Here is an 18169-nt window from a genome sequence, read left to right as displayed (position 1 = left end):
GCGTCACCACGGCCGTGCCGCGCTGGGCGCTTTGATCGGTTTGCTGCGAGGTGCCGTAGGCAATGTTCGCCGCTTCAGCGACGGCCAGCTCCTGATTGACCTGATCGGTAATCACCGTGGCGAACTTCACCACTTTGTAGAGTTTGTTATTGGCGTCGACCACCGGGTTGTAGGACGCCTCCAGCCAGACCGTACGCCCGTGGCTATCCACGCGCTTGAAACGGCCGGCCACGAACTCGCCGGAATTCAGGCGACGCCAGAAGTCCTGATACTCGGCACTGGTGTGCTCCTGCGCTTCACAGAAGAGACGGTGATGTTTGCCTTTGATCTGCGCGAGGCTGTAACCCATGCCGTTGAGGAAGCGGTCGTTGGCCGACAACACGTTGCCAGCGAGGTCGAACTCGATCACCGCCGTCGAGCGCACCAGCGCGCCGATCAGGTTCTCGTGTTCACGGGATGCCTCGATGGTGCGGGTCAGGTCACTGGAGTAAATCGAGAAATGCTTGATCCGCCCGTCCCCGGAGCGCACCGGCTGCACAATCGAACGCAACCAGGCCTCTTGGCCATCGCCACGCAACAAGCGCACCGCACCGGCAAAGTGCTCGCCTCGGGTCAGCGCAGCCTTGAAGCGGTGATGGAATTCGTCGGACTTCACGTGAACCGGAACAATGTCTTCGATAGGACGATTGATCAGGTCATGGCTCTTGTAGAGCATCTCGCTGAGAAAATTCTGATTGACCGATTGAATCCGCCCGTCGGGATCCAGGGTCAGGACCAGCATCTCGCTTTCCAGACTTTCCTTCACTTGCTGAAGGCTGGAGAGTTCTTCGCGAAGAGCCGACAACTCTTGCTTCAAGCGTTTGTTGAACATGGGAAAGCACCGATGGACAGAGATAGAAAGCGGCATTCAGCCTAGCCATCGGCCTTGGGGATATTTTCTGAAGAGTGTTTCAGGGTTGTCCTACAAAAATAATTGTCATGGACGCAGCGCCACCTTCAATCAGATGGCGCCAGCCGCCGGGCAAGTGCCTGTGCTCGGCGTACGCGCACCGAAATACAGCGCGCTGCTCACGCCCACCGCGCCCATCACAGCGCAGAAAATCACGCAGATCCAAGGGCTCCACGGCATCAGACCGATCAGCAACAGCGGCGTGATACTTGCCCACGCGGCGTAGGCAATGTTGTACGTGAAGGAAATCCCCGAGACGCGAATCCGCGCCGGGAACAGGCTGACCATCACCGACGGCACCGCGCCGACCACGCCACAACTCAGGCCGGCAATCGCGTACGCCAGACCGATCCAGTTGCCGCCGATGATCAGGCAGGTATAAAGCACGCCGATGCCCAGCGGCAGCAGCAGGCTGTACAGCATCACGGTGCGCCAGGCGCCGATACGGTCGACGAGCAAACCGGCGAGCACGCAGCCGATGTTCAGGAACACGATGCCCAATGCGCTCAGGCCAAAGGTGTGGCTGGCGGTCATGCCGAAGGTTTTCTGCATCATGGTCGGGGTAATGACCACAAACACCACCACGGCTGAAGTCAGCACGCAGGTGAGAATCATCGCCGGCAGAATGGCCAGGCGATGCTCACGCAGGACCGTGCGCAGTGGCAGTTCGACGGCGGCATCACGCTTCGCCTGCATTGCCATGAACACCGGGGTTTCATTGAGCCAGCGGCGCAGCCAGACGCCTATCACGCCAAATACGCCGCCCAGCAGGAACGGGTAACGCCATGCGAAATCGAGGATCTCCGCCGGGGTGAATGCTTGCGCCAGAAAGGTCGCTGTCAGCGCGCCGATCAAGTAGCCAAAGGTCAGCCCGGCCTGAAGGAAACCCAGTGCATAGCCGCGATGCCCGGCCGGCGCGTGCTCGGCGACGAACACCCAGGCGCTCGGCACTTCACCGCCGACCGCCGCGCCTTGCAGCACCCGCAGGACCAACAGCAGCAAGGGTGCGAAATAACCGATCTGGGCGTAGGTCGGCATGATGCCGATCAGCAGGCACGGCAGCGCCATCATCAGAATGCTCAGGCTGAAGACTTTCTTGCGCCCCAGCCGGTCGGCGAAATGTGCCATCAGAATCCCGCCCAACGGCCGTGCCAGGTAACCGGTGACAAAAATCCCGAAACTTTGCAGCAGGCGCAGCCATTCAGGCATTTCCGGCGGGAAGAACAGCTGACTGAGGGTCAGGGCGAAAAACACGAAGATGATGAAATCGTAGATTTCCAGCGCGCCGCCGAGGGCCGCAAGGCCGAGGGTCTTGTAGTCCGAGCGGCTGAACGGTGCCGGGCGCGATTCGTTAAGGGCAGTCATCAAAAGAACTCTGGCATGGGCAAAAAACCAAGGCGCCCATGGTCTACGCAAACGCGCCAGCGGACAACCCGTTAGACCATAGTCCCGTATCGGTAAAACTTCGTCACAAATCCTGACCGATTGATTTACTGTTGGCGCCTGTCCAGACGGGCGTTGCAGCCAGTGCCGATCAAAAACTGTAGGAGCGAGCCTGCTCGCGATGGACTCGAGAACGCCGCGTTTAATCAGTAAACACGCGTCATCGTTTACGACCATCGCGAGCAGGCTCGCTCCTACAATAAAAACGGCGTTAGGCCTTTGCTGCCCTGAAGACCACAACAATCATAAAAATTCGAGGTACTCCCGTGGCCGCTGATATCGAAGATACCCGCTCCGCCCGCTTTGCCCTGCGCTGTTCAAGTTTTGCCGAACGCTGGTTTCCTGATTCCTGGGTGTTTGCTGCGCTGGCGGTGATCATCGTCGCCGTGGCCACTCTGTTCATGGGCGCCAAACCCACCGATGCCGCGATGGCCTTCGGTGACGGGTTCTGGAGCCTGATCCCGTTCACCATGCAGATGGCGTTCGTGGTAATCGGTGGTTATGTAGTCGCCAGCTCGCCGCCCGCCGTCAAGCTGATCGACCGTCTGGCGCGCATCCCCAAGAACGGCCGTTCCGCCGTGGCGTGGGTGGCGCTGATTTCCATGGTCGCGTCGCTGTTGAACTGGGGCTTGTCGCTGGTGTTCGGCGGCTTGCTGGTGCGCGCCCTCGCCCGCCGCGTCGACCTGAAAATGGATTATCGCGCCGCCGGTGCTGCCGCGTATCTGGGCCTTGGCGCGGTGTGGGCCCTGGGCCTGTCGTCGTCCGCCGCGCAATTGCAGGCCAACCCGGCCAGCTTGCCGCCGTCGATTCTGTCGATCACCGGGGTGATACCGTTCACGCAAACCATCTTTCTCTGGCAGTCCGGCGTCATGTTGCTGGCGCTGATCGTGATCTCGCTGATCATTGCCTACGCCACCGCCCCAGGCCCGAACTCGGCCCGCGATGCCAAAGCCTGCGGCATCGACCCGAGCTTCAACCTGCCACCGCTGCAACCGCGCACTCGCCCCGGCGAATGGCTGGAACACAGCCCGCTACTGACGATTTTGCTGGTGCTGCTGGCGGCCGGGTGGCTGTTCCACGAGTTCTCGACCAAACCGGCGATCAGTGCGATTTCCGGGCTGAACACCTACAACTTCCTGTTCATCATGCTCGGAGCCTTGCTGCACTGGCGCCCGCGCAGTTTCCTCGATGCGGTGTCCCGCGCGGTGCCGACCACCACCGGCGTGCTGATCCAGTTCCCGTTGTACGGCTCGATCGCCGCGCTGATGACCACGGTCAAAGGCACTGACACGCAGACTCTGGCGCACCACATCTCGACCTTTTTCGTACAAATCGCGTCCCACGACACCTACGCGCTGCTGATGGGCGTGTACTCGGCGATCCTCGGCTTCTTCATCCCGTCGGGCGGCGGCAAGTGGATCATCGAAGCGCCGTATGTGATGCAAGTGGCCACCGACCTGAACTACCACCTGGGCTGGGCCGTGCAGATCTACAACGCCGCCGAAGCCCTGCCGAACCTGATCAACCCGTTCTACATGCTGCCGCTGCTGGGCGTGCTGGGCTTGAAGGCGCGGGACCTGATCGGGTTTTCGTTCGTGCAACTGCTGGTGCACACGCCGCTGGTGCTGTTTCTGCTGTGGGCGCTGGGGACGACGCTGACGTATACGGCGCCGGTTATGCCGTAAACGGAGTTGATTGCATCTGCTGTGAGGCAGGTGCAATCAGGCTTGATCGGTGGGTAACACCTTCAGAAGTTCAGGCAAGGCCGCCTGAACCGTATCCCATACCACTTCAAGATTGATATCGAAGTAGCCATGAGCAATGCGATTGCGCATACCCCGCATGCTGCGCCAAGGCACCTGAGGGTTCTGCGTGGCGAACTCGGCGTAGCGGTCCATGATTTTTGTCGCGGCCTCTCCGATAATGATGAGGCTCATGATGACGGCTTGCTGGGTTCGCTTGTCCTCGAAGAACTCTTCTTTACTCAATCCTTCGACAAAAACCAGCGCATCCACAGCGGCCTGACGCATGTGCTCAAGGTAGTCGCCGAGACGGTTTTCGATCATACGGGACGAGCCTGTTCTAGCACCTGCTGGCGAAATTTCAACGGAAGATCGCCGGGCGTCAGCAGGTCGACACTCACTCCCAACAAATCCTCAAGCTCGACCTGAAGGCCGCCGAGATCGAAAAGAGTGGCGCCAGGTAGTGCATCTACCAGCAAATCGAGGTCACTCCCCTCTTTATCTGTTCCAAGCAACGCCGAACCAAACACCCGTGGGTTGGCGGTACGAAAGCGGCCTACAACCTCGCGAACGGCTGCTCGTTGCAGATCAAGAGCGGTGGAGGGCTTCATTTTTCACCTTTACCCAGTGCAGTATTGAGCCAGTCTAGCAGTGCTTGAGTGAGGTAAACACTGCGCCACTTGTAAGCTGACCTGTCGCATTGCACTGTACTCGCCTCCGCTTCGGGGGCCCACACGCTGAAAAGGATCTGAGCATGTTCAAACTCGCAGCACTCACCCTTGCCGCCCTGACCCTGAGCACTGCCGCCCAGGCGGATGCCGATCTGAAGCTGGGCAGCACCGAGCGCGTCACCCGGCTGTTCGCTTACCCCAACAATTGCAACGTGATCTGCTTTCGCAACTGGACGCTGGAGCAAACCGTAGAGCATTACCTGACGCAGAGCGTGCAGCGTGATGGTTACAGCGATGCGAAGGTGCAGGTCAAAACCGATAACAATCAGCTCTATGCCGCAATCACCGGTGTGCCCAGGGGCTATGAAAAGCCGTTGGCAGCGCTGCTCGATGCCGGCGATCTGGCTTATACCGGCGCCAGCAAGTTGAATGCCGACGGCAAGTGGGCTTACAGCTGGTACTTGTTCCTGCCGCTGGGCATGGCCCTGGAGAACCGTAGAAGTGTCGAGCTGCTGCACTTCCCGCCTGATTACTCGCTGACTCAGGCCCAGGACTATCTGGAGTCCAAGACCACCGATCGCTGGGCCACGCTGCTGACGATCAACGGCATCCCTGCCGATCAGACGCCGGCTTTCCAGACCATCATCGACATCGCGCCGATCGCCGCGCCCTCCAACGCCGGCAAGGATCTGGAAGGCGTCTACGACTACTTCAAGGACTACCAGACCACCATGGTCAAGGAAGTCAGCCAGAACGCCAGCGGTGCCACGTTGCCGATGGTCGCGTTCGGTGCGCCGGTGCGTAACTGGATCAAGCAGCAATACGGGCCGACCGTGAACGTACTGGGCCTGGCAACCATCAGTCCGAAGGACGGGGTGAAAGTGCCGGTATTGGGTTCCAACCACCCGAGCTACATCTGGTACGCCGCCGACCCGGACAGCTACACCGGTAAAGATGCCCAGGCCCAGGCCGACGCAGCGGGCCTGAAAGTCATGGGCCAGGACTTGAGCGCCGCGTGCTGGCAGGCTGCCATGGGCCGCGACCTGGACAGCAATCCAGACATCGAACTGAGAAGCTGCACCCAGACCTGGCAAGTGGCCCAGGCAGAAAAAACCTGCGAACTGTTCTACACCTCGATCCGCAACCTGACGCCTGGGCAAGCCACGGCCAAATGCGCGACGACGCCGATCAAGGCTCAACTCAAACAGCTCAAGGTCCCCACGCCAGCGACCGCAGTGCCTGCTACGCATCTGTAAAAAACTGAACGGCGTTCCTGCGTGAGCCTTGGCTGACGTGGGAACGCGCGCTTTTCCTCTGTCAGTTATGACAGTAGACCGGTGGTTTTTTTTGCGAGAGTCTTGAGGCGTACCCATGTGCTGCAGGGCTGACAGGATGTCAGCTGACGGAGGTCGCAGCGCCCCGCCGACAAGGATTGTGATGAAACCCCATGCTGAGCAAGGAATTACCTCACCGCCATTCAATGGCATCTATCCGTTTATGGAATTGCCCCCTCGACTGGGATTCCCTACCACGGAAGACTTTCAAATCATCAACAATGCCCAGGGAGAGCCAATCGCTGTCGCCGCTTTGCGCGAATTCCCTCGGTTCAGCCGAATCTGCCGTATTTCCGGGCATTTGCTGCCCTATCGCTGCCGACACACTCGGCAAATGGCGCCGGGCATTCATGTCTATGACCCGCGCTTCCTGGGCCTGCTCAGACACTCCTGTGATCCCAAGGTCTATCCCGACATGAGTGAGCTGTGGTTATGGGCGCTCAAAGACATCAAAAAAGGTGATCGGCTGACCATGGATTTCGCCACAACGGAAAACAGGCTGCAGCGGCAGTTTGCCTGCCGTTGCGGTTGTCCTTGCTGCCGTGGCTGGATCACCGGCTACGACGAATCGCCGAATGCCGATGGCCAGTTGTTCTTCCAGAATTGGCGCCGATGACGCCGGGGGCTTTTACAGCGGCTCGAATGGACGCAGGCGGTACTGCGGCGGCAACTGCTCGAAACCACTGATGGTGGCATTCAGGCTCTTCCACCGACCGTCCTTGATGCCATAGATGCAGCCGTGAATCGACAGTTTCTGCCCGCGGTGCCAGGCGTTTTGCACAATGCTGGTGTGCCCGACGTTGGCCACTTGCTGGATCACGTTGAGCTCGCAGAGGCGGTCGACCCGCTCTTCTTCGGTTGGCAGTTTGGAGAGTTCTTCGCGCTTCTCGTAGTAAAGGTCACGAATCGACCGCAGCCAGCCATCGATCAAGCCGAACTGGCGATCCTGCATCGAAGCACGCACACCGCCGCAGCCATAGTGGCCGGTAACGAGGATGTGTTTGACCTTGAGCACGTCAACGGCGTACTGAATCACCGACAGGCAGTTGAGGTCGGTGTGCAGCACCACGTTGGCCACGTTGCGGTGGACGAACAGGTCGCCAGGCAGCATGCCGACAATCTCGTTCGCCGGTACGCGGGCGTCGGAGCAGCCGATCCAGAGGAATTCCGGCGTTTGCTGACGCGCCAGTTTGGCGAAGAAATCAGGATCTTCTTTGGTGATCGCGTCAGCCCAGCGCTCGTTGTTATCAATCAGATCTTGTAAGTCGTTCATGCAATGAAGCCTCGAGAATGATGCGCTGCTTTGACAGACAACCGCCCGTCGGGGTCACGCGCAAGATGCAGATTGCCGATGAGGCATATTACCGGTGTTCCCTGCCGGCGGAATTCCGGGCAGCCCAGTGGGTCTACCGTAGTAAGGCTCACAGTATGAGGAATTACCATGAATGATTCACGACGTCCGTACGATGCGGCGCAACCCGAGCCCATCGACGACAACGAAGACCGCATGGGTTCGCTGCAGGAGCTGGATTTCGACGAGGAAGAACCCAGCGCGAAAATCGGCGACGAACTGACGCAAACGGAACGCGAGCGACTGATACCGCGCGCGCGCGTGCGTGAAGCCGGCATGACCGGCGCCTCGACCGCTGATCATGAATCCACCGATGATGACATGAGCCCGGAAACGTTGATCCGTGAAGACGGTGCGCGGGATGCGCATGAGGCCGGTGACGATTACCGGGCCGATTGGGATTTGAGCATCGTCGATGAAGATGACATCGGCGGGGGTAATGGGTTGGATGAAGAAGAACTGGCGCGGCTGGATCCGCTGGATGGGAATCGGTGATCGTGGGTGTCAATGAGGACGCCTTCGCGGGCAAGTCGGATCGCCGCCCGCTCGCTCCTACGGGGAATTGCATTGCAGACGTAGGAGCGAGGCTTGCCCGCGAAGCTTTTAAGGCTCAATCCACCAAAGTGCAGGCCATGACCACGGCATCTTCGCGCCCACCCACCGCCGGATAATAATCCCGACGCCGGCCAATCTCGTTGAACCCGTACCGCTCATACAACCGAAACGCCGAGCGATTGCTGTCGCGCACTTCCAGAAAACATTCCCGCGCCTCAGCCTTGTAGGCAATCGACATCAGGTGCTCCAGCAGCGTCAAACCCAGGCCACGGCCCTGATTTTCCGGTTTGACGGTGATGTTCAGCAGGTGCGCTTCATCCAGAATGATCTGCACCACACCGTGCCCGACCTGCTGTGAACCTTCAAACATCAGCCAGATCTGGTACTTGCCCAGCCCATCGAGAAAAATCCCGCGGGTCCAGGGATGGCTGTACGCCGCGAATTCAATTTTCAGGACAGCGTCCAGGTCCGCCTCGGTCATCGGGCGAAACGATACAGCGTCACTCATTCGATTCTTTCCAGCGCGCCATCAGCCGACGCATGGCTTGCCAGACATCAGCCTTACGCTGTGGCTCTTCCATTAATAATTCCAGGCCCGGCAGGGCCCAGACCGCGCCCAGGCCTTCGACCTGAAGTTCACGATTGAAGGATTCGGCGTTGGCCTCGCCGGCAAAACGCACCGCCGGCAGGCCGATCAGCCACACGCAGACGCACGGTGCGTCTTCCAGCCGGGCCGAGAGAAAACCTTGTACGAAGTCACGAGCCGCTTCCGGGCCTTGATCCATGGTGCCGCGAACCAACAATGGCCAACGCACCGGTTCGCCGACAATTTGCGGGCTGTCCGGCAGACCGGCGGCGCGCAGCATGTCCTTGAGCAGCAAATACGCTGGATCGCGGGTCTGGAAGGTTTCGCCTGTGGGTAACTCCACCAGCAGCAGGCAACGACCGGCGCGCAGCAATTGCAGGGCAAATCGCGGTGGCGGCACGTCCGGCGCCTTGACCGCGACCGGTGCCTTTTCTTCTTCGACCTTGGCGTTGGTGCGCGTGCTGGCCAACGATGGCCGCGGCACCTCGATTTTTACCCGTTCGGCCGGTTTGACCACAGGTTCCGCAGGCGCATCGGCCACTGGAGCCAGCGCCACTGGCGCGACGACCAACGGCTCCGGCATTTCCAGCAGCTCGGGCCGCGAGGGCGCGGCGAAGGGCAATTCGGTGCGCGGCAGCCAATTGACCACCTGCATGGCGGTCAAATAAGCGCGGCGACGGGACTCGATTAGCAAAGGTCGGCCACTTGTGGATAACTAAAGTGCGCTGATTCTACCGCCCTTCGCTCAAGATCGCCCGCGCTTGATCGATACTCTTTCCCTTAGAAACAGCTACAGCCCGTCCCGAGAGTGAATCGCATCGGTCCCGATGCAGTACAATCGCGGCTTTTAATCGCCAACCAGCCGGCCATTCCGATGATCGAACCCAAGCGCGTCTTGCGCGCCCTCGCTGAACACTGGGCACTTCTGGAGCCACTGTGCGAGCACTTCGACCAAGGCACACTGAGCCTCAACGAACTGCGCACGCAACTGGCCGCCCAGCAACTCGACAGTACGCCGCAGGACATCACCAGCCTGCTGGACGTGTGGATCCGCCTCGACATTCTGGTTCCCGTGGCGAAAAGCCCGAACCGTTTCGAGCTCAACGCGCAGATCCACGACTTCCTCGCTTACCTGCGCCGTGAGCACCGCCTGGGCCTGTGCCTGGAAATCGAAGCCTATCTGCGTCATCTCGAACGCCTGGCCGGTTACATTCAGGACGCCTTCGACATCCGCGACGGCCACGACCTGGCGCGCCAATTGCGCCTGCTCGACATGCGTGTGCGCGATGTACTGAAGAAGCTCGCCAACGACGAACAGGCCCTGGTGGCCGTCGCCGAACGCGCCAAGACCAGCGACCGGCAGATTCCGCTGCGTCAGCGTTACGCCGAAGTACTGGCGACCTGGGACGAATACGTCGAGCCGATGATTCAGTTGGTGAACGCCGACGGCGCCTTCGAACAAGGCGTGCGCAAGGTCGAAAATGTCCTGTTGAAGATGCTCACCGAGCAGCAACGCCTCGGCCACCTGGTCGACGACGACATGCTGCTGCGCACCCACGCGCGCATCCTTGAAATGCAGACCAGCGCTCAGTTGACGCTGCGTCATGCTCGCGAACTGCTGCTGCCGCTGCGTGAAGAAGCTCGCCGTCACAACGCCGTGACCCGTGGCGCAGCGCTGGCCTTGTCGGCCATCCGTCGCAAAGGCATCGACGCGGTGCCACAAGCGGCGATGCCGATGTTCACCCGGCCGCAAAGCACCTTCCTCGGCAGCGCCAGTCAGGTCGAAGCCTACGTCTACGCGCTGGCCCGTTTCGAGCCGAAACCGGCGCGTTTCCCCAAGGCCCACAAGACCCAGAAAGGCGAAGCGCCGCGCGCACCACGTACCGTTCGCGAAATGCTTGAACGTTGTGAAGACGCGCTGCCGATGCCAGACCTGATGACCTGGCTGCTGGAACAGGAACCGAACGGCGCCACCGACGAATTGCTGTACTGGTTCTCGCGCCTGTCGCGGGAAAAACGCTTCAAACGCGAGCGTCTGGAACGCCGCGATTACCACACTCATGAGCACCAGGTCAGCCTGCGCTCCTTCGCCCTGCTCTCGGCCAGCGACACCGCCGCCGAGGATTCTGCGAGCATTCCACATGCATCTTGATCTATCCGAACTGTCCCAGCTGGCACCGATCTTTCGCGAGCTGTTCAAGGGCTACCACGTCAGCCGCCGCGATCCGGAGCTGTACGCGCAACTGTCGAACTTCCAGGACCAGTACCGCACGCTGTTCAAGGCACTGGGTTTTGAACTGGTCTGCGACACCCGCGGTTTCTACTACTTTGTGCCGGACCTCGCCGCCGCTGCGGTGAACAAGACCGCGCAGCGTCTGGCGCTGTTCACCTTTATCCTCGTCGAGCATCTGGCCGATCAGGGCCGTGACCCGATTGCCGTGCTCGATGGCGGCAGCCTCGGTCGCGATGAATTGCCGTCGTTGCTGGAAAAATACCGCGACCTGTTCATCCAGGCCGAAGTGCAGACCGTCGAAGAACTCGAAGAAAAAATCATGCGCCGCATGACACAGCTTGGGTTCGCCGGCGAAGAAAACGGCGTATACCGTTTCCTGCCGCCGATGCACCGTTTCCTCGACGTGTGCCTGTCGGTTCAGCAGGACCGTGACCTGGCCGCCAGCCTGCACAGCGTGCTGCCGCTGCCGGTTCCGGTACTGATCGACGACGACAGCGACGAAAAACTGCTGCAAACCGATGACCCGCTGGACTTGAGTGACTTCGCTGAAGAAAGCGAAGAAGACGCCCTGGCCCGCGCCATTGCCGAAGAACAGGAGACCGACGCATGAGCAAGGAACGCTACGGCATTCGCCGCTTTGCCCTTTTGAACACCGCCGGTTACAGCCTCGGCCTGTTTCCGCTGGAGGAACCGTTGTCGGTCTACGGCGCGAACAACCTCGGTAAATCTGCGTCGATCAACGCGTTGCAGTTCCCGATTCTGGCGCGCATGTCGGACATGAGTTTCGGCAAGTACAGCCTGGAACAATCCCGGCGTTTCTACTTCGCCTCGGACACCAGTTACATCCTGGTTGAAGTCTCGCTGCCCCACGGTCCGCACGTGATCGGCGTGGTCGGTCGCGGCCCGGGCGGTGGTTTCGGTCACCAGTTCTTTGCCTATGCCGGCAAACTCGACCTGGCCCATTACCAGAAAAACGACACCTGCCTGCGCCAGAAAGAACTGTTCACCAACCTTGAGCGCGAAGGCTTGAAAGCCTACGAACTCAAGCCGGATGAACTGCGTCGTTTGCTGGTCGGCGGCCACACCTCGATTCCGCTGGACCTGACCCTGATTCCTCTGCGCTCCACCAGCGAGCAGAGCCTGAAGACCTTCCGCGCGCTGTTCATCAACCTGCTGCACATGCGCGAAATCACCGCGGCCAAGCTCAAGCAATTGTTCCTCGATGCTTTCGAACACAGCCTGCGTTCCGGCAGCGTCGATTACATCGCTGCGTGCGAAGAAGCCTTCCGCGATGTACGACGCATGGAGCAGGACTACAACTCGCTGGTCACCGCCGGTCCGCTGGTTGAAGCGCTGGCCGCAGGCGTTGCCCAGCGCAATATCCTGCGCGGCAAGCTGCACCGGATCTCGCCGCTGCTCGATTCCTTGCTCGGCACCTGGTCGGACTACGCCAGTGCGCGCAAGGAAGAGCTGACGATTCAGGCCGAGCACTACCGCAACGAACAGGACGCGCTGCAAAACGATCAGCGTGGCGGCACACAGGAGCTGATGCGTCTGGAGCGGGAAATCACCGGTATCCAGCGCTGGCTCGGCGAGTTGTCGGTGCTCAAGCATCGCTTCGCGTTGGTGACTGACGTCAAGGTCCTTGAGCAGCAATTGCTCGCGGCCAAGGACGCGCACGATGAACTGGCCGGTGCGCTGGCACAGTCGCGGCAGTTCTCTGCCGAAGACCTGGAAGAGCGTCTGCGCGATCTGGAAAAACGTCTGAAGTCGGTGAAACAGCAACTCGATCACGCCGACAACAACAGTTACGCCCGTCTGCGTGAAGAATTTTCGCAACAGGATGTCGAGCGTCTGATGCGCCTGTTCAACAGCGCGCTGTTCAGCCTGCCGTTGGGCGAGCATGGCATCACGCTGGACGAGGACGGTCAGTGGGTCAAATCCATGGAACTGATCCTCGACGGCTTCAAAGGCGAGCGCTTCGAAGTACCGGGCCTGTCCATCGATATCTCGCACATTGAGCCTCCGGCGCTACAGGCCCTGGCGGACCGCGCCGCGTTGCGCGATCAGAAAGACCGCCTGGAAAAAGAACTCAAGCAACTGAAAACCCAGGCTGCCGTGGTCGCCGACCGCGCAGCGAGCAAGACCCAGACCGAAGCGCTGTACCAGCAAGTGCTGGACGCGCAGAAAGCCCTGGAAGATTTCCGTCGCGCGCAAACCCTGAGCGCCGAGGAAGACGACAAGCTTGAGCAACTGGCGCAGATGGAAGCGGCGCAGGAAGAACTGAAGCGCTCCAGCGACGCCTTCACCGAACGCGTCCAGCAACTGTCGGCCAAGCTGCAACTGGTCGGCCGGCAGATCGGCGACATGGAAGCCAAGCAGCGCACCCTCGACGACGCCCTGCGCCGCCGTCAGTTGTTGCCGGCAGACCTGCCGTTCGGCACGCCGTTCATGGACCCGATCGACGATTCCATGGACAACCTGTTGCCGCTGCTCAACGACTATCAGGACAGCTGGCAGGGCTTGCTGCGCAGCGATGGCCAGATCGACGCGTTGTACGCTCAGGTGCGCCTCAAAGGCGTGGCCAAGTTCGACAGCGAGGACGATATGGAGCGTCGCCTGCAACTGCTGATCAACGCGTATGCACACCGCACCGACGAAGCCCTGACCCTCGGCAAGGCACGCCGCGCCGCGGTTACCGACATCGCCCGGACCCTGCGTAACATCCGCAGCGACTACGACAGCCTTGAGCACCAACTGGCGCTGTTCAACCGCGAGATCAACAAGCGTCAGGTCTCCAACCTGCAGAGCTTCCGCATCGTGCTTGCGCCGAACAAGGAAGCGCTCAAGCACATCGACCAGATCATCCACAGTGCTGGTCAGTACGAAGAAGGCGAAACCCTCTCCGTGTTCGACCTGAGCCAAAGCGCCGATCAGGACAACAAGAACGAAGAAGCCAAGGAATACCTGGCGCGCCTGGTAGCGGCGAACCACAACCAGCTTGGCCTCAAGGACTTGTTCGAACTGGCGTTCGAGATCACCAAGGTCAATGGCCAACCGGTGATCCACACCGACATCGACGGCGCCGCGTCCAACGGCACGACGATGACCATCAAGGCGCTGACCAACATGTACTTGTTGCTGCACTTGATGGACCGCGACCAGGCCGGTCGCGTGCGCCTGCCGTACTACCTCGACGAAGCGGCGGACATCGACGAGAAAAACCAGGCAGCGTTGCTGGAAACCAGTCTGCAACTGGGCTTCGTGCCGATTCTGGCGAGTGTGAAGCCGCAGGTCTGCGCCAGTGTGGCGATTGACCTGGAAGGGGGTAGCGGGCCGAACGGGATCTACATCGATGAGGCGGACTGGAAGTACATCCGTCGTCACGATGAGGTGAAGGCTGCGGTTAATATTGAAGCGGATGAACCGGAGCTGGATGCGGTCTGATCGACGTTAATTCCAAGGCAATAAAAAAGGCCGCGATCCAATCGCGGCCTTTTTTTGTCTGGTGGTTATGTGTTGGCTATCCGGACCTCTTCGCGGGCAAGCCTCGCTCCTACAGGTTCGGTGCTGATCTGTAGGAGCGAGGCTTGCCCGCGAAGGCGTCATCCATGACGCCGATGGATTATTTACCGAGCGATATCTTCGGCGCCCAGGTCAGCCATTCATCTTCAAACTTGTCGAACAACGGGAAAGTTTGCTCCGGTCGCGCCGGGTTACCCATGCGATCCCCATCCGGCGTGGCGAACGCGATGCCGCCCTGAATCAGCGTCTCCAGCGATTCGGTACGAACCGTCGCGCCTTTGAACAAACCGTAGTCGAAACCAAAACCGCTGGTGTTCCAGAATCGTGTGCCGCTGCGCACCAACGGCGCGTACTTCGGCTCGATCAGGATGTGAATCAACACACGGTCAGCCGTCTGGCCCAGTTCATACCCCGTCACCTTGCCCACGGTGACTTCGCGATACGTCACTGGCACGCCGGTTTTCAACGAACCGCGGCGAGCGGCGCTGAGAACCAGACTTAACCCGGCTTCCTGTTTGGCGGTTTCAGGAGGATTGGCCAGCGCTACGAAGTTATTCTGCGACCCGAGGTTTTTCGCGGCCGGCTGCACTTCGATATATTGGCCGGTCACCAGGGTTTCCAGGTTCGACGTTTTGAGCAGACCCAGCTCGGGCTTGACCACCCAGAACTGACTGCCGGCCCGAGCGATACGCTCCGGCACTTCGGTGATCCGGGCGGTGAGCATCACCGATTGCAGGTCATCCGTGAGGTCGACGTCTTCAATCTTGCCGACGTCCAGACCTTTGAATCTCACCGGTGTGCCGCTGCGCAAGCCATCGGCGCGATCGACCTTGATCGTGATCACGGCGCCTTTCTGGTTGGCTTCGTCATGGCTGGCGAACAGACGGAAACGCGGGATTTTCTTTTGCAGCGGGGCTTTGGCCAGCGGGGTTTCGAAGGCGATACCGCCGGCCATCAGGCTTTGCAACGATTCACTTTTGACCTGGATTCCGCCAGTCAATCCGCCCGTGAGCGTAATGCCACTGGCATTCCAGAATCGGGTAGAGGCGTTAACCAACCCTTCGTATTCCTTTTCGATGTGTACACCGATCACCAACTGTTTTTTCTTGTGCGAGAACTGATAGCTCTGGACCGAACCGACCTTGACCTGCTTGTAGAGAATCGGACTGCCGACTTCCAGCGAACCAAGATTTTCGGTAAACAACACCAGGTGCAGGCCCGGCGAGCGCAAATCCAGCGGCGGCGCCTTGGCCCTTGCCACGAACTCACGTTGTGGTGCTGCGCCTTTATCGCCGGGACGCACAGCGATGTAGTTACCTTTGACCAACGCTTCAAGCCCGGTGATACCGGCCAGGGAGATCGACGGTTTGACCACCCAGAATTGAGTGCCTTCGACCAGGTAATCTTCGGCCAGAGGATCAAGGGTCAGTTCAGCGGTAGCACCGGACAGATCGGGATCGATCTTCAACGCTTTCAGATTGCCGACCTGAATGCCTTTGTACATCACCGGCGTACGACCGGCCTGCAGGCCTTCGAAATCGCTGAGTTTGACCTTGACCCGTATACCGGCCGCCGCCGCATCGAAGTCCTCATAAAGACGGAACGGCAGGCTCGGATCGGTGGGCGGGCTGTCCCTGCGGTTTTCCGGCGTGGCAAACGCGATACCGCCGGCGACGATGCTGGCCAGGGACTCACTGCGCACTTTCACACCAGACAGGTTGGCGTCGATGCTGATGCCGCTGGCATTCCAGAAACGTGTGTGTTTGCGTACAAGCTTGGCGTAGGTGGGCTCGATGAACACTTTGAGCTCAACTGTGCTTTGGTCTTCGGACAGCAAGTAACTTTTGATCTGGCCTACTTTGATCTGCTTGTAGAACACCGGGCTGCCACGGTTCAGCGAACCGAGGCGGTCAGCCTTGATGGTCAGGTGCAACCCGGGCTGGGCATCCGACAGCGGCGGTTCTTCAGCCAGGGCCTTGAACCGGCGTGTGGGCTCACCCTCCCCCGGACTGATCGCGACGTAGTTACCGGAGACCAGGGTTTCCAGGCCAGTGATACCCGCCAGGGTCACGCTCGGCTTGACGAGCCAGAAGCGTGTGCTGGTCCGCAGGTATTGCTCCACGTCCTTGTTCATCTCAACGGTGGCGATCACCCCTTTGGAGGCACCTTCATCATCGAGCGTGAGGGTTTTCACCTTGCCGACCGACATGCCTTTGTAGACCACTTCGGTCTTGTTGGCCTGAATGCCTTCACCGCTTTCAAAACGTACCTGAATCTCGATGCCGGTCTCGTTGTAGGCACGCCAGCCGAGCCAGCCGCCGATGATCAAGGCGATCAGGGGCAACACCCAAATGGCTGACCAGTTCGAGGCCGGTCGGGTTTTCGCTGTGGGCAAATCAGTCATGGTCGTCGTCCGACTCCGTGTTATCCCAAATCAGTCGGGGATCGAAAGTTACTGCGGCAAGCATCGTCAGAATCACCACACTGGCGAAAGCGATGGCGCCAAGATTGGCTTCGACACTGGCAAGCCGTCCAAAATTCACGACCGCCACCAGGATGGCAATCACAAAGATATCGAGCATTGACCAGCGACCGATGAACTCGATAAAGCGGTACATCCAAATCCGTTGACGAGCCGAAAGCGGCTGGTGGCGCTGCACCGAAAACAGCAGCAAGGCGATGCCCACCAATTTGAACGTGGGCACCAGAATACTGGCGATAAAAACCACGGCGGCGATGGGAATCATGCCGTGTTGAACCAGTTGGATCACACCGGACATGATGGTGCTGGGATCGCCCTGGCCGAGGGAACTGACCGTCATGATCGGCAGTACGTTGGCCGGAATGTAGAGAATCGCCGCCGTGATCAGCAACGCCCAGGTACGAGCGAGGCTGTTGGGGCGGCGGGCGTGAACCAGCGCACCGCAGCGGGTACAGACCTGCTCGTCGGTGTCAGCTTCCTGCTTGTTCAATTCATGGCATTCGGCACAAATCAGAATGCCTGCATCAATCGCCCGCATGGGCATCCTCTCCTGATAAAGCCTGCCAGATCTGATGGGGCGACATCACGACCTCCAACCAGACCTGGACCAACAACAAACTGATAAAGCACGCCAGGCCGAGACCGATGGTGATTGCTGCCATATCTGCCAGTTTGACGATCGCCACCAGCACGCCCATGAGGTAAACCTCGAGCATCCCCCAATCGCGTAGATGGTGATAAATCCGATAGAGCAACAAACCGTAGCTACGGCCGATATCAAAACGAATGCTCAGCAGCACGGCCAGTTGGCAAAGCAGCTTGAGCAACGGGATCCCCATGCTGCACAGGAACACAATCACTGAGACGCCTTGCATTCCGGTATCGAACAGGCCGACAACGCCGCTCCAGACAGTATCTTGCGACGACTGCCCGAGTAGATTGAGCTGCATGATGGGTAAAAAGTTCGCCGGGATGTACAACAACAGCGCGGAGATGACCAAGGCGAGACTACGTTGCACAACATTGTGCCGGTGGGCATAGAGTTCGTAACCGCATCGCGGGCACAGGGCTTTCTCGCCATGGGCGAGCTTAGGCTTGCGCATCAGCAAGTCGCACTCATGGCACGCCACCAAGTCGTCCAGCGGTAATTCTGACAGCCCGGGGGCGTCAACCGGATCTGGCATAAAGGCACTGACTCCGAAAAAGTTGGACCTATTCTAGTGTCCTGAGTCGAAAATAACTGTGCAAATTTGTGCTCGTGCGGAGCGTGCTTTTTTTGCGGGCAAAACAAAACCCCA

16 protein-coding genes and 1 pseudogene are annotated in these 18169 nt (G+C 59.7%); 7 read left to right on the top strand and 10 right to left on the bottom strand.

Features of this window, described 5'->3' with window-relative positions; genetic code table 11:
* Positions 1-148: 148 nt before the first annotated feature.
* Positions 149-781: pseudogene (locus PMI32_RS31040) on the bottom strand (PAS domain-containing protein); the annotation flags it as partial.
* 219 nt (positions 782-1000) lie between these two features.
* Positions 1001-2314 (bottom strand): MFS transporter, encoded by a 1314-nt coding sequence (locus tag PMI32_RS23670; protein ID WP_008025829.1) that lies wholly within the window; start codon positions 2312-2314, stop codon positions 1001-1003.
* 344 nt (positions 2315-2658) lie between these two features.
* Between PMI32_RS23670 and PMI32_RS23675 the strand changes: the two genes are divergently transcribed.
* On the top strand, positions 2659-4077 hold the full coding sequence (locus PMI32_RS23675) for a short-chain fatty acid transporter (protein WP_008025827.1): 1419 nt from the start codon (positions 2659-2661) through the stop codon (positions 4075-4077).
* A gap of 36 nt (positions 4078-4113) precedes the next feature.
* On the opposite strand, the gene PMI32_RS23680 is transcribed toward PMI32_RS23675, so the two are convergent.
* Together PMI32_RS23680 and PMI32_RS23685 are read right to left on the bottom strand one after the other, a co-directional pair.
* Positions 4114-4458, bottom strand: coding sequence for a HepT-like ribonuclease domain-containing protein (locus PMI32_RS23680; RefSeq protein ID WP_008025825.1), 345 nt, complete (start codon positions 4456-4458; stop codon positions 4114-4116).
* Entirely contained in the window at positions 4455-4745 is a 291-nt protein-coding gene (locus PMI32_RS23685) for a nucleotidyltransferase family protein (RefSeq protein ID WP_008025823.1), read from the bottom strand. Before PMI32_RS23685 ends, PMI32_RS23680 begins: the two co-directional genes overlap by 4 nt.
* A gap of 143 nt (positions 4746-4888) precedes the next feature.
* Between PMI32_RS23685 and PMI32_RS23690 the strand changes: the two genes are divergently transcribed.
* Positions 4889-6061: a hypothetical protein gene (locus PMI32_RS23690; RefSeq protein ID WP_008025821.1), complete on the top strand. Its 1173-nt coding sequence runs from the start codon at positions 4889-4891 to the stop codon at positions 6059-6061.
* Positions 6062-6242: 181 nt separating this feature from the next.
* Positions 6243-6755 (top strand): SET domain-containing protein, encoded by a 513-nt coding sequence (locus PMI32_RS23695; RefSeq protein WP_032828602.1) that lies wholly within the window; start codon positions 6243-6245, stop codon positions 6753-6755.
* A gap of 12 nt (positions 6756-6767) precedes the next feature.
* On the opposite strand, the gene can is transcribed toward PMI32_RS23695, so the two are convergent.
* Positions 6768-7412: a carbonate dehydratase gene (can, locus tag PMI32_RS23700; RefSeq protein WP_008025819.1), complete on the bottom strand. Its 645-nt coding sequence runs from the start codon at positions 7410-7412 to the stop codon at positions 6768-6770.
* Between the two features lie 168 nt (positions 7413-7580).
* On the opposite strand from can, the gene PMI32_RS23705 reads away from it, so the two are divergent.
* Entirely contained in the window at positions 7581-7985 is a 405-nt protein-coding gene (locus PMI32_RS23705) for a hypothetical protein (RefSeq protein ID WP_008025818.1), read from the top strand.
* 115 nt (positions 7986-8100) lie between these two features.
* Here PMI32_RS23705 and rimI read toward each other — a convergent pair whose 3' ends face one another.
* A complete protein-coding gene (gene rimI, locus PMI32_RS23710; RefSeq protein ID WP_008025817.1) occupies positions 8101-8553 on the bottom strand; it encodes a ribosomal protein S18-alanine N-acetyltransferase in 453 nt (150 codons plus the stop codon).
* On the bottom strand, positions 8546-9286 hold the full coding sequence (locus PMI32_RS23715; protein ID WP_008025816.1) for a hypothetical protein: 741 nt from the start codon (positions 9284-9286) through the stop codon (positions 8546-8548). The genes rimI and PMI32_RS23715 overlap by 8 nt, the downstream gene beginning before the upstream one ends.
* Positions 9287-9505: 219 nt before the next feature.
* On the opposite strand from PMI32_RS23715, the gene mksB reads away from it, so the two are divergent.
* From mksB to mksF, 3 genes are read left to right on the top strand one after another with little or no spacing between them, the layout of a single operon-like run.
* A complete protein-coding gene (gene mksB / locus PMI32_RS23720) occupies positions 9506-10783 on the top strand; it encodes an Mks condensin complex protein MksB (protein ID WP_008025814.1) in 1278 nt (425 codons plus the stop codon).
* Positions 10773-11474, top strand: coding sequence for an Mks condensin complex protein MksE (gene mksE / locus PMI32_RS23725; RefSeq protein ID WP_008025812.1), 702 nt, complete (start codon positions 10773-10775; stop codon positions 11472-11474). Before mksB ends, mksE begins: the two co-directional genes overlap by 11 nt.
* On the top strand, positions 11471-14311 hold the full coding sequence (mksF, locus tag PMI32_RS23730; RefSeq protein WP_008025810.1) for an Mks condensin complex protein MksF: 2841 nt from the start codon (positions 11471-11473) through the stop codon (positions 14309-14311). The genes mksE and mksF overlap by 4 nt, the downstream gene beginning before the upstream one ends.
* Before the next feature lie 178 nt (positions 14312-14489).
* Here mksF and PMI32_RS23735 read toward each other — a convergent pair whose 3' ends face one another.
* From PMI32_RS23735 to PMI32_RS23745, 3 genes are read right to left on the bottom strand one after another with little or no spacing between them, the layout of a single operon-like run.
* Positions 14490-16793 (bottom strand): PqiB family protein, encoded by a 2304-nt coding sequence (locus PMI32_RS23735; RefSeq protein ID WP_008025808.1) that lies wholly within the window; start codon positions 16791-16793, stop codon positions 14490-14492.
* Positions 16786-17409, bottom strand: coding sequence for a paraquat-inducible protein A (locus tag PMI32_RS23740; RefSeq protein WP_008025805.1), 624 nt, complete (start codon positions 17407-17409; stop codon positions 16786-16788). The genes PMI32_RS23735 and PMI32_RS23740 overlap by 8 nt, the downstream gene beginning before the upstream one ends.
* Positions 17396-18055: a paraquat-inducible protein A gene (locus PMI32_RS23745; protein WP_008025803.1), complete on the bottom strand. Its 660-nt coding sequence runs from the start codon at positions 18053-18055 to the stop codon at positions 17396-17398. Before PMI32_RS23745 ends, PMI32_RS23740 begins: the two co-directional genes overlap by 14 nt.
* Positions 18056-18169: the final 114 nt, after the last annotated feature.

Origin of the sequence: Pseudomonas sp. GM60 (assembly GCF_000282415.1) — a bacterium.
Lineage (GTDB): Bacteria > Pseudomonadota > Gammaproteobacteria > Pseudomonadales > Pseudomonadaceae > Aquipseudomonas > Aquipseudomonas migulae.
This window is presented reverse-complemented; position numbering and strand designations above follow the sequence as displayed.

Coding starts and splice junctions, on each gene's coding strand:
- mksB (WP_008025814.1), top strand. CDS start 9,506: ATGATCGAACCCAAGCGCGTCTTGCGCGCCCTCGCTGAACACTGGGCA.
- PMI32_RS23745 (WP_008025803.1), bottom strand. CDS start 18,055: ATGCCAGATCCGGTTGACGCCCCCGGGCTGTCAGAATTACCGCTGGAC.
- PMI32_RS23740 (WP_008025805.1), bottom strand. CDS start 17,409: ATGCGGGCGATTGATGCAGGCATTCTGATTTGTGCCGAATGCCATGAA.
- PMI32_RS23735 (WP_008025808.1), bottom strand. CDS start 16,793: ATGACTGATTTGCCCACAGCGAAAACCCGACCGGCCTCGAACTGGTCA.
- can (WP_008025819.1), bottom strand. CDS start 7,412: ATGAACGACTTACAAGATCTGATTGATAACAACGAGCGCTGGGCTGAC.
- mksE (WP_008025812.1), top strand. CDS start 10,773: ATGCATCTTGATCTATCCGAACTGTCCCAGCTGGCACCGATCTTTCGC.
- PMI32_RS23685 (WP_008025823.1), bottom strand. CDS start 4,745: ATGAAGCCCTCCACCGCTCTTGATCTGCAACGAGCAGCCGTTCGCGAG.
- PMI32_RS23715 (WP_008025816.1), bottom strand. CDS start 9,286: ATGCAGGTGGTCAATTGGCTGCCGCGCACCGAATTGCCCTTCGCCGCG.
- PMI32_RS23670 (WP_008025829.1), bottom strand. CDS start 2,314: ATGACTGCCCTTAACGAATCGCGCCCGGCACCGTTCAGCCGCTCGGAC.
- PMI32_RS23680 (WP_008025825.1), bottom strand. CDS start 4,458: ATGATCGAAAACCGTCTCGGCGACTACCTTGAGCACATGCGTCAGGCC.
- mksF (WP_008025810.1), top strand. CDS start 11,471: ATGAGCAAGGAACGCTACGGCATTCGCCGCTTTGCCCTTTTGAACACC.
- rimI (WP_008025817.1), bottom strand. CDS start 8,553: ATGAGTGACGCTGTATCGTTTCGCCCGATGACCGAGGCGGACCTGGAC.
- PMI32_RS23695 (WP_032828602.1), top strand. CDS start 6,243: ATGAAACCCCATGCTGAGCAAGGAATTACCTCACCGCCATTCAATGGC.
- PMI32_RS23690 (WP_008025821.1), top strand. CDS start 4,889: ATGTTCAAACTCGCAGCACTCACCCTTGCCGCCCTGACCCTGAGCACT.
- PMI32_RS23705 (WP_008025818.1), top strand. CDS start 7,581: ATGAATGATTCACGACGTCCGTACGATGCGGCGCAACCCGAGCCCATC.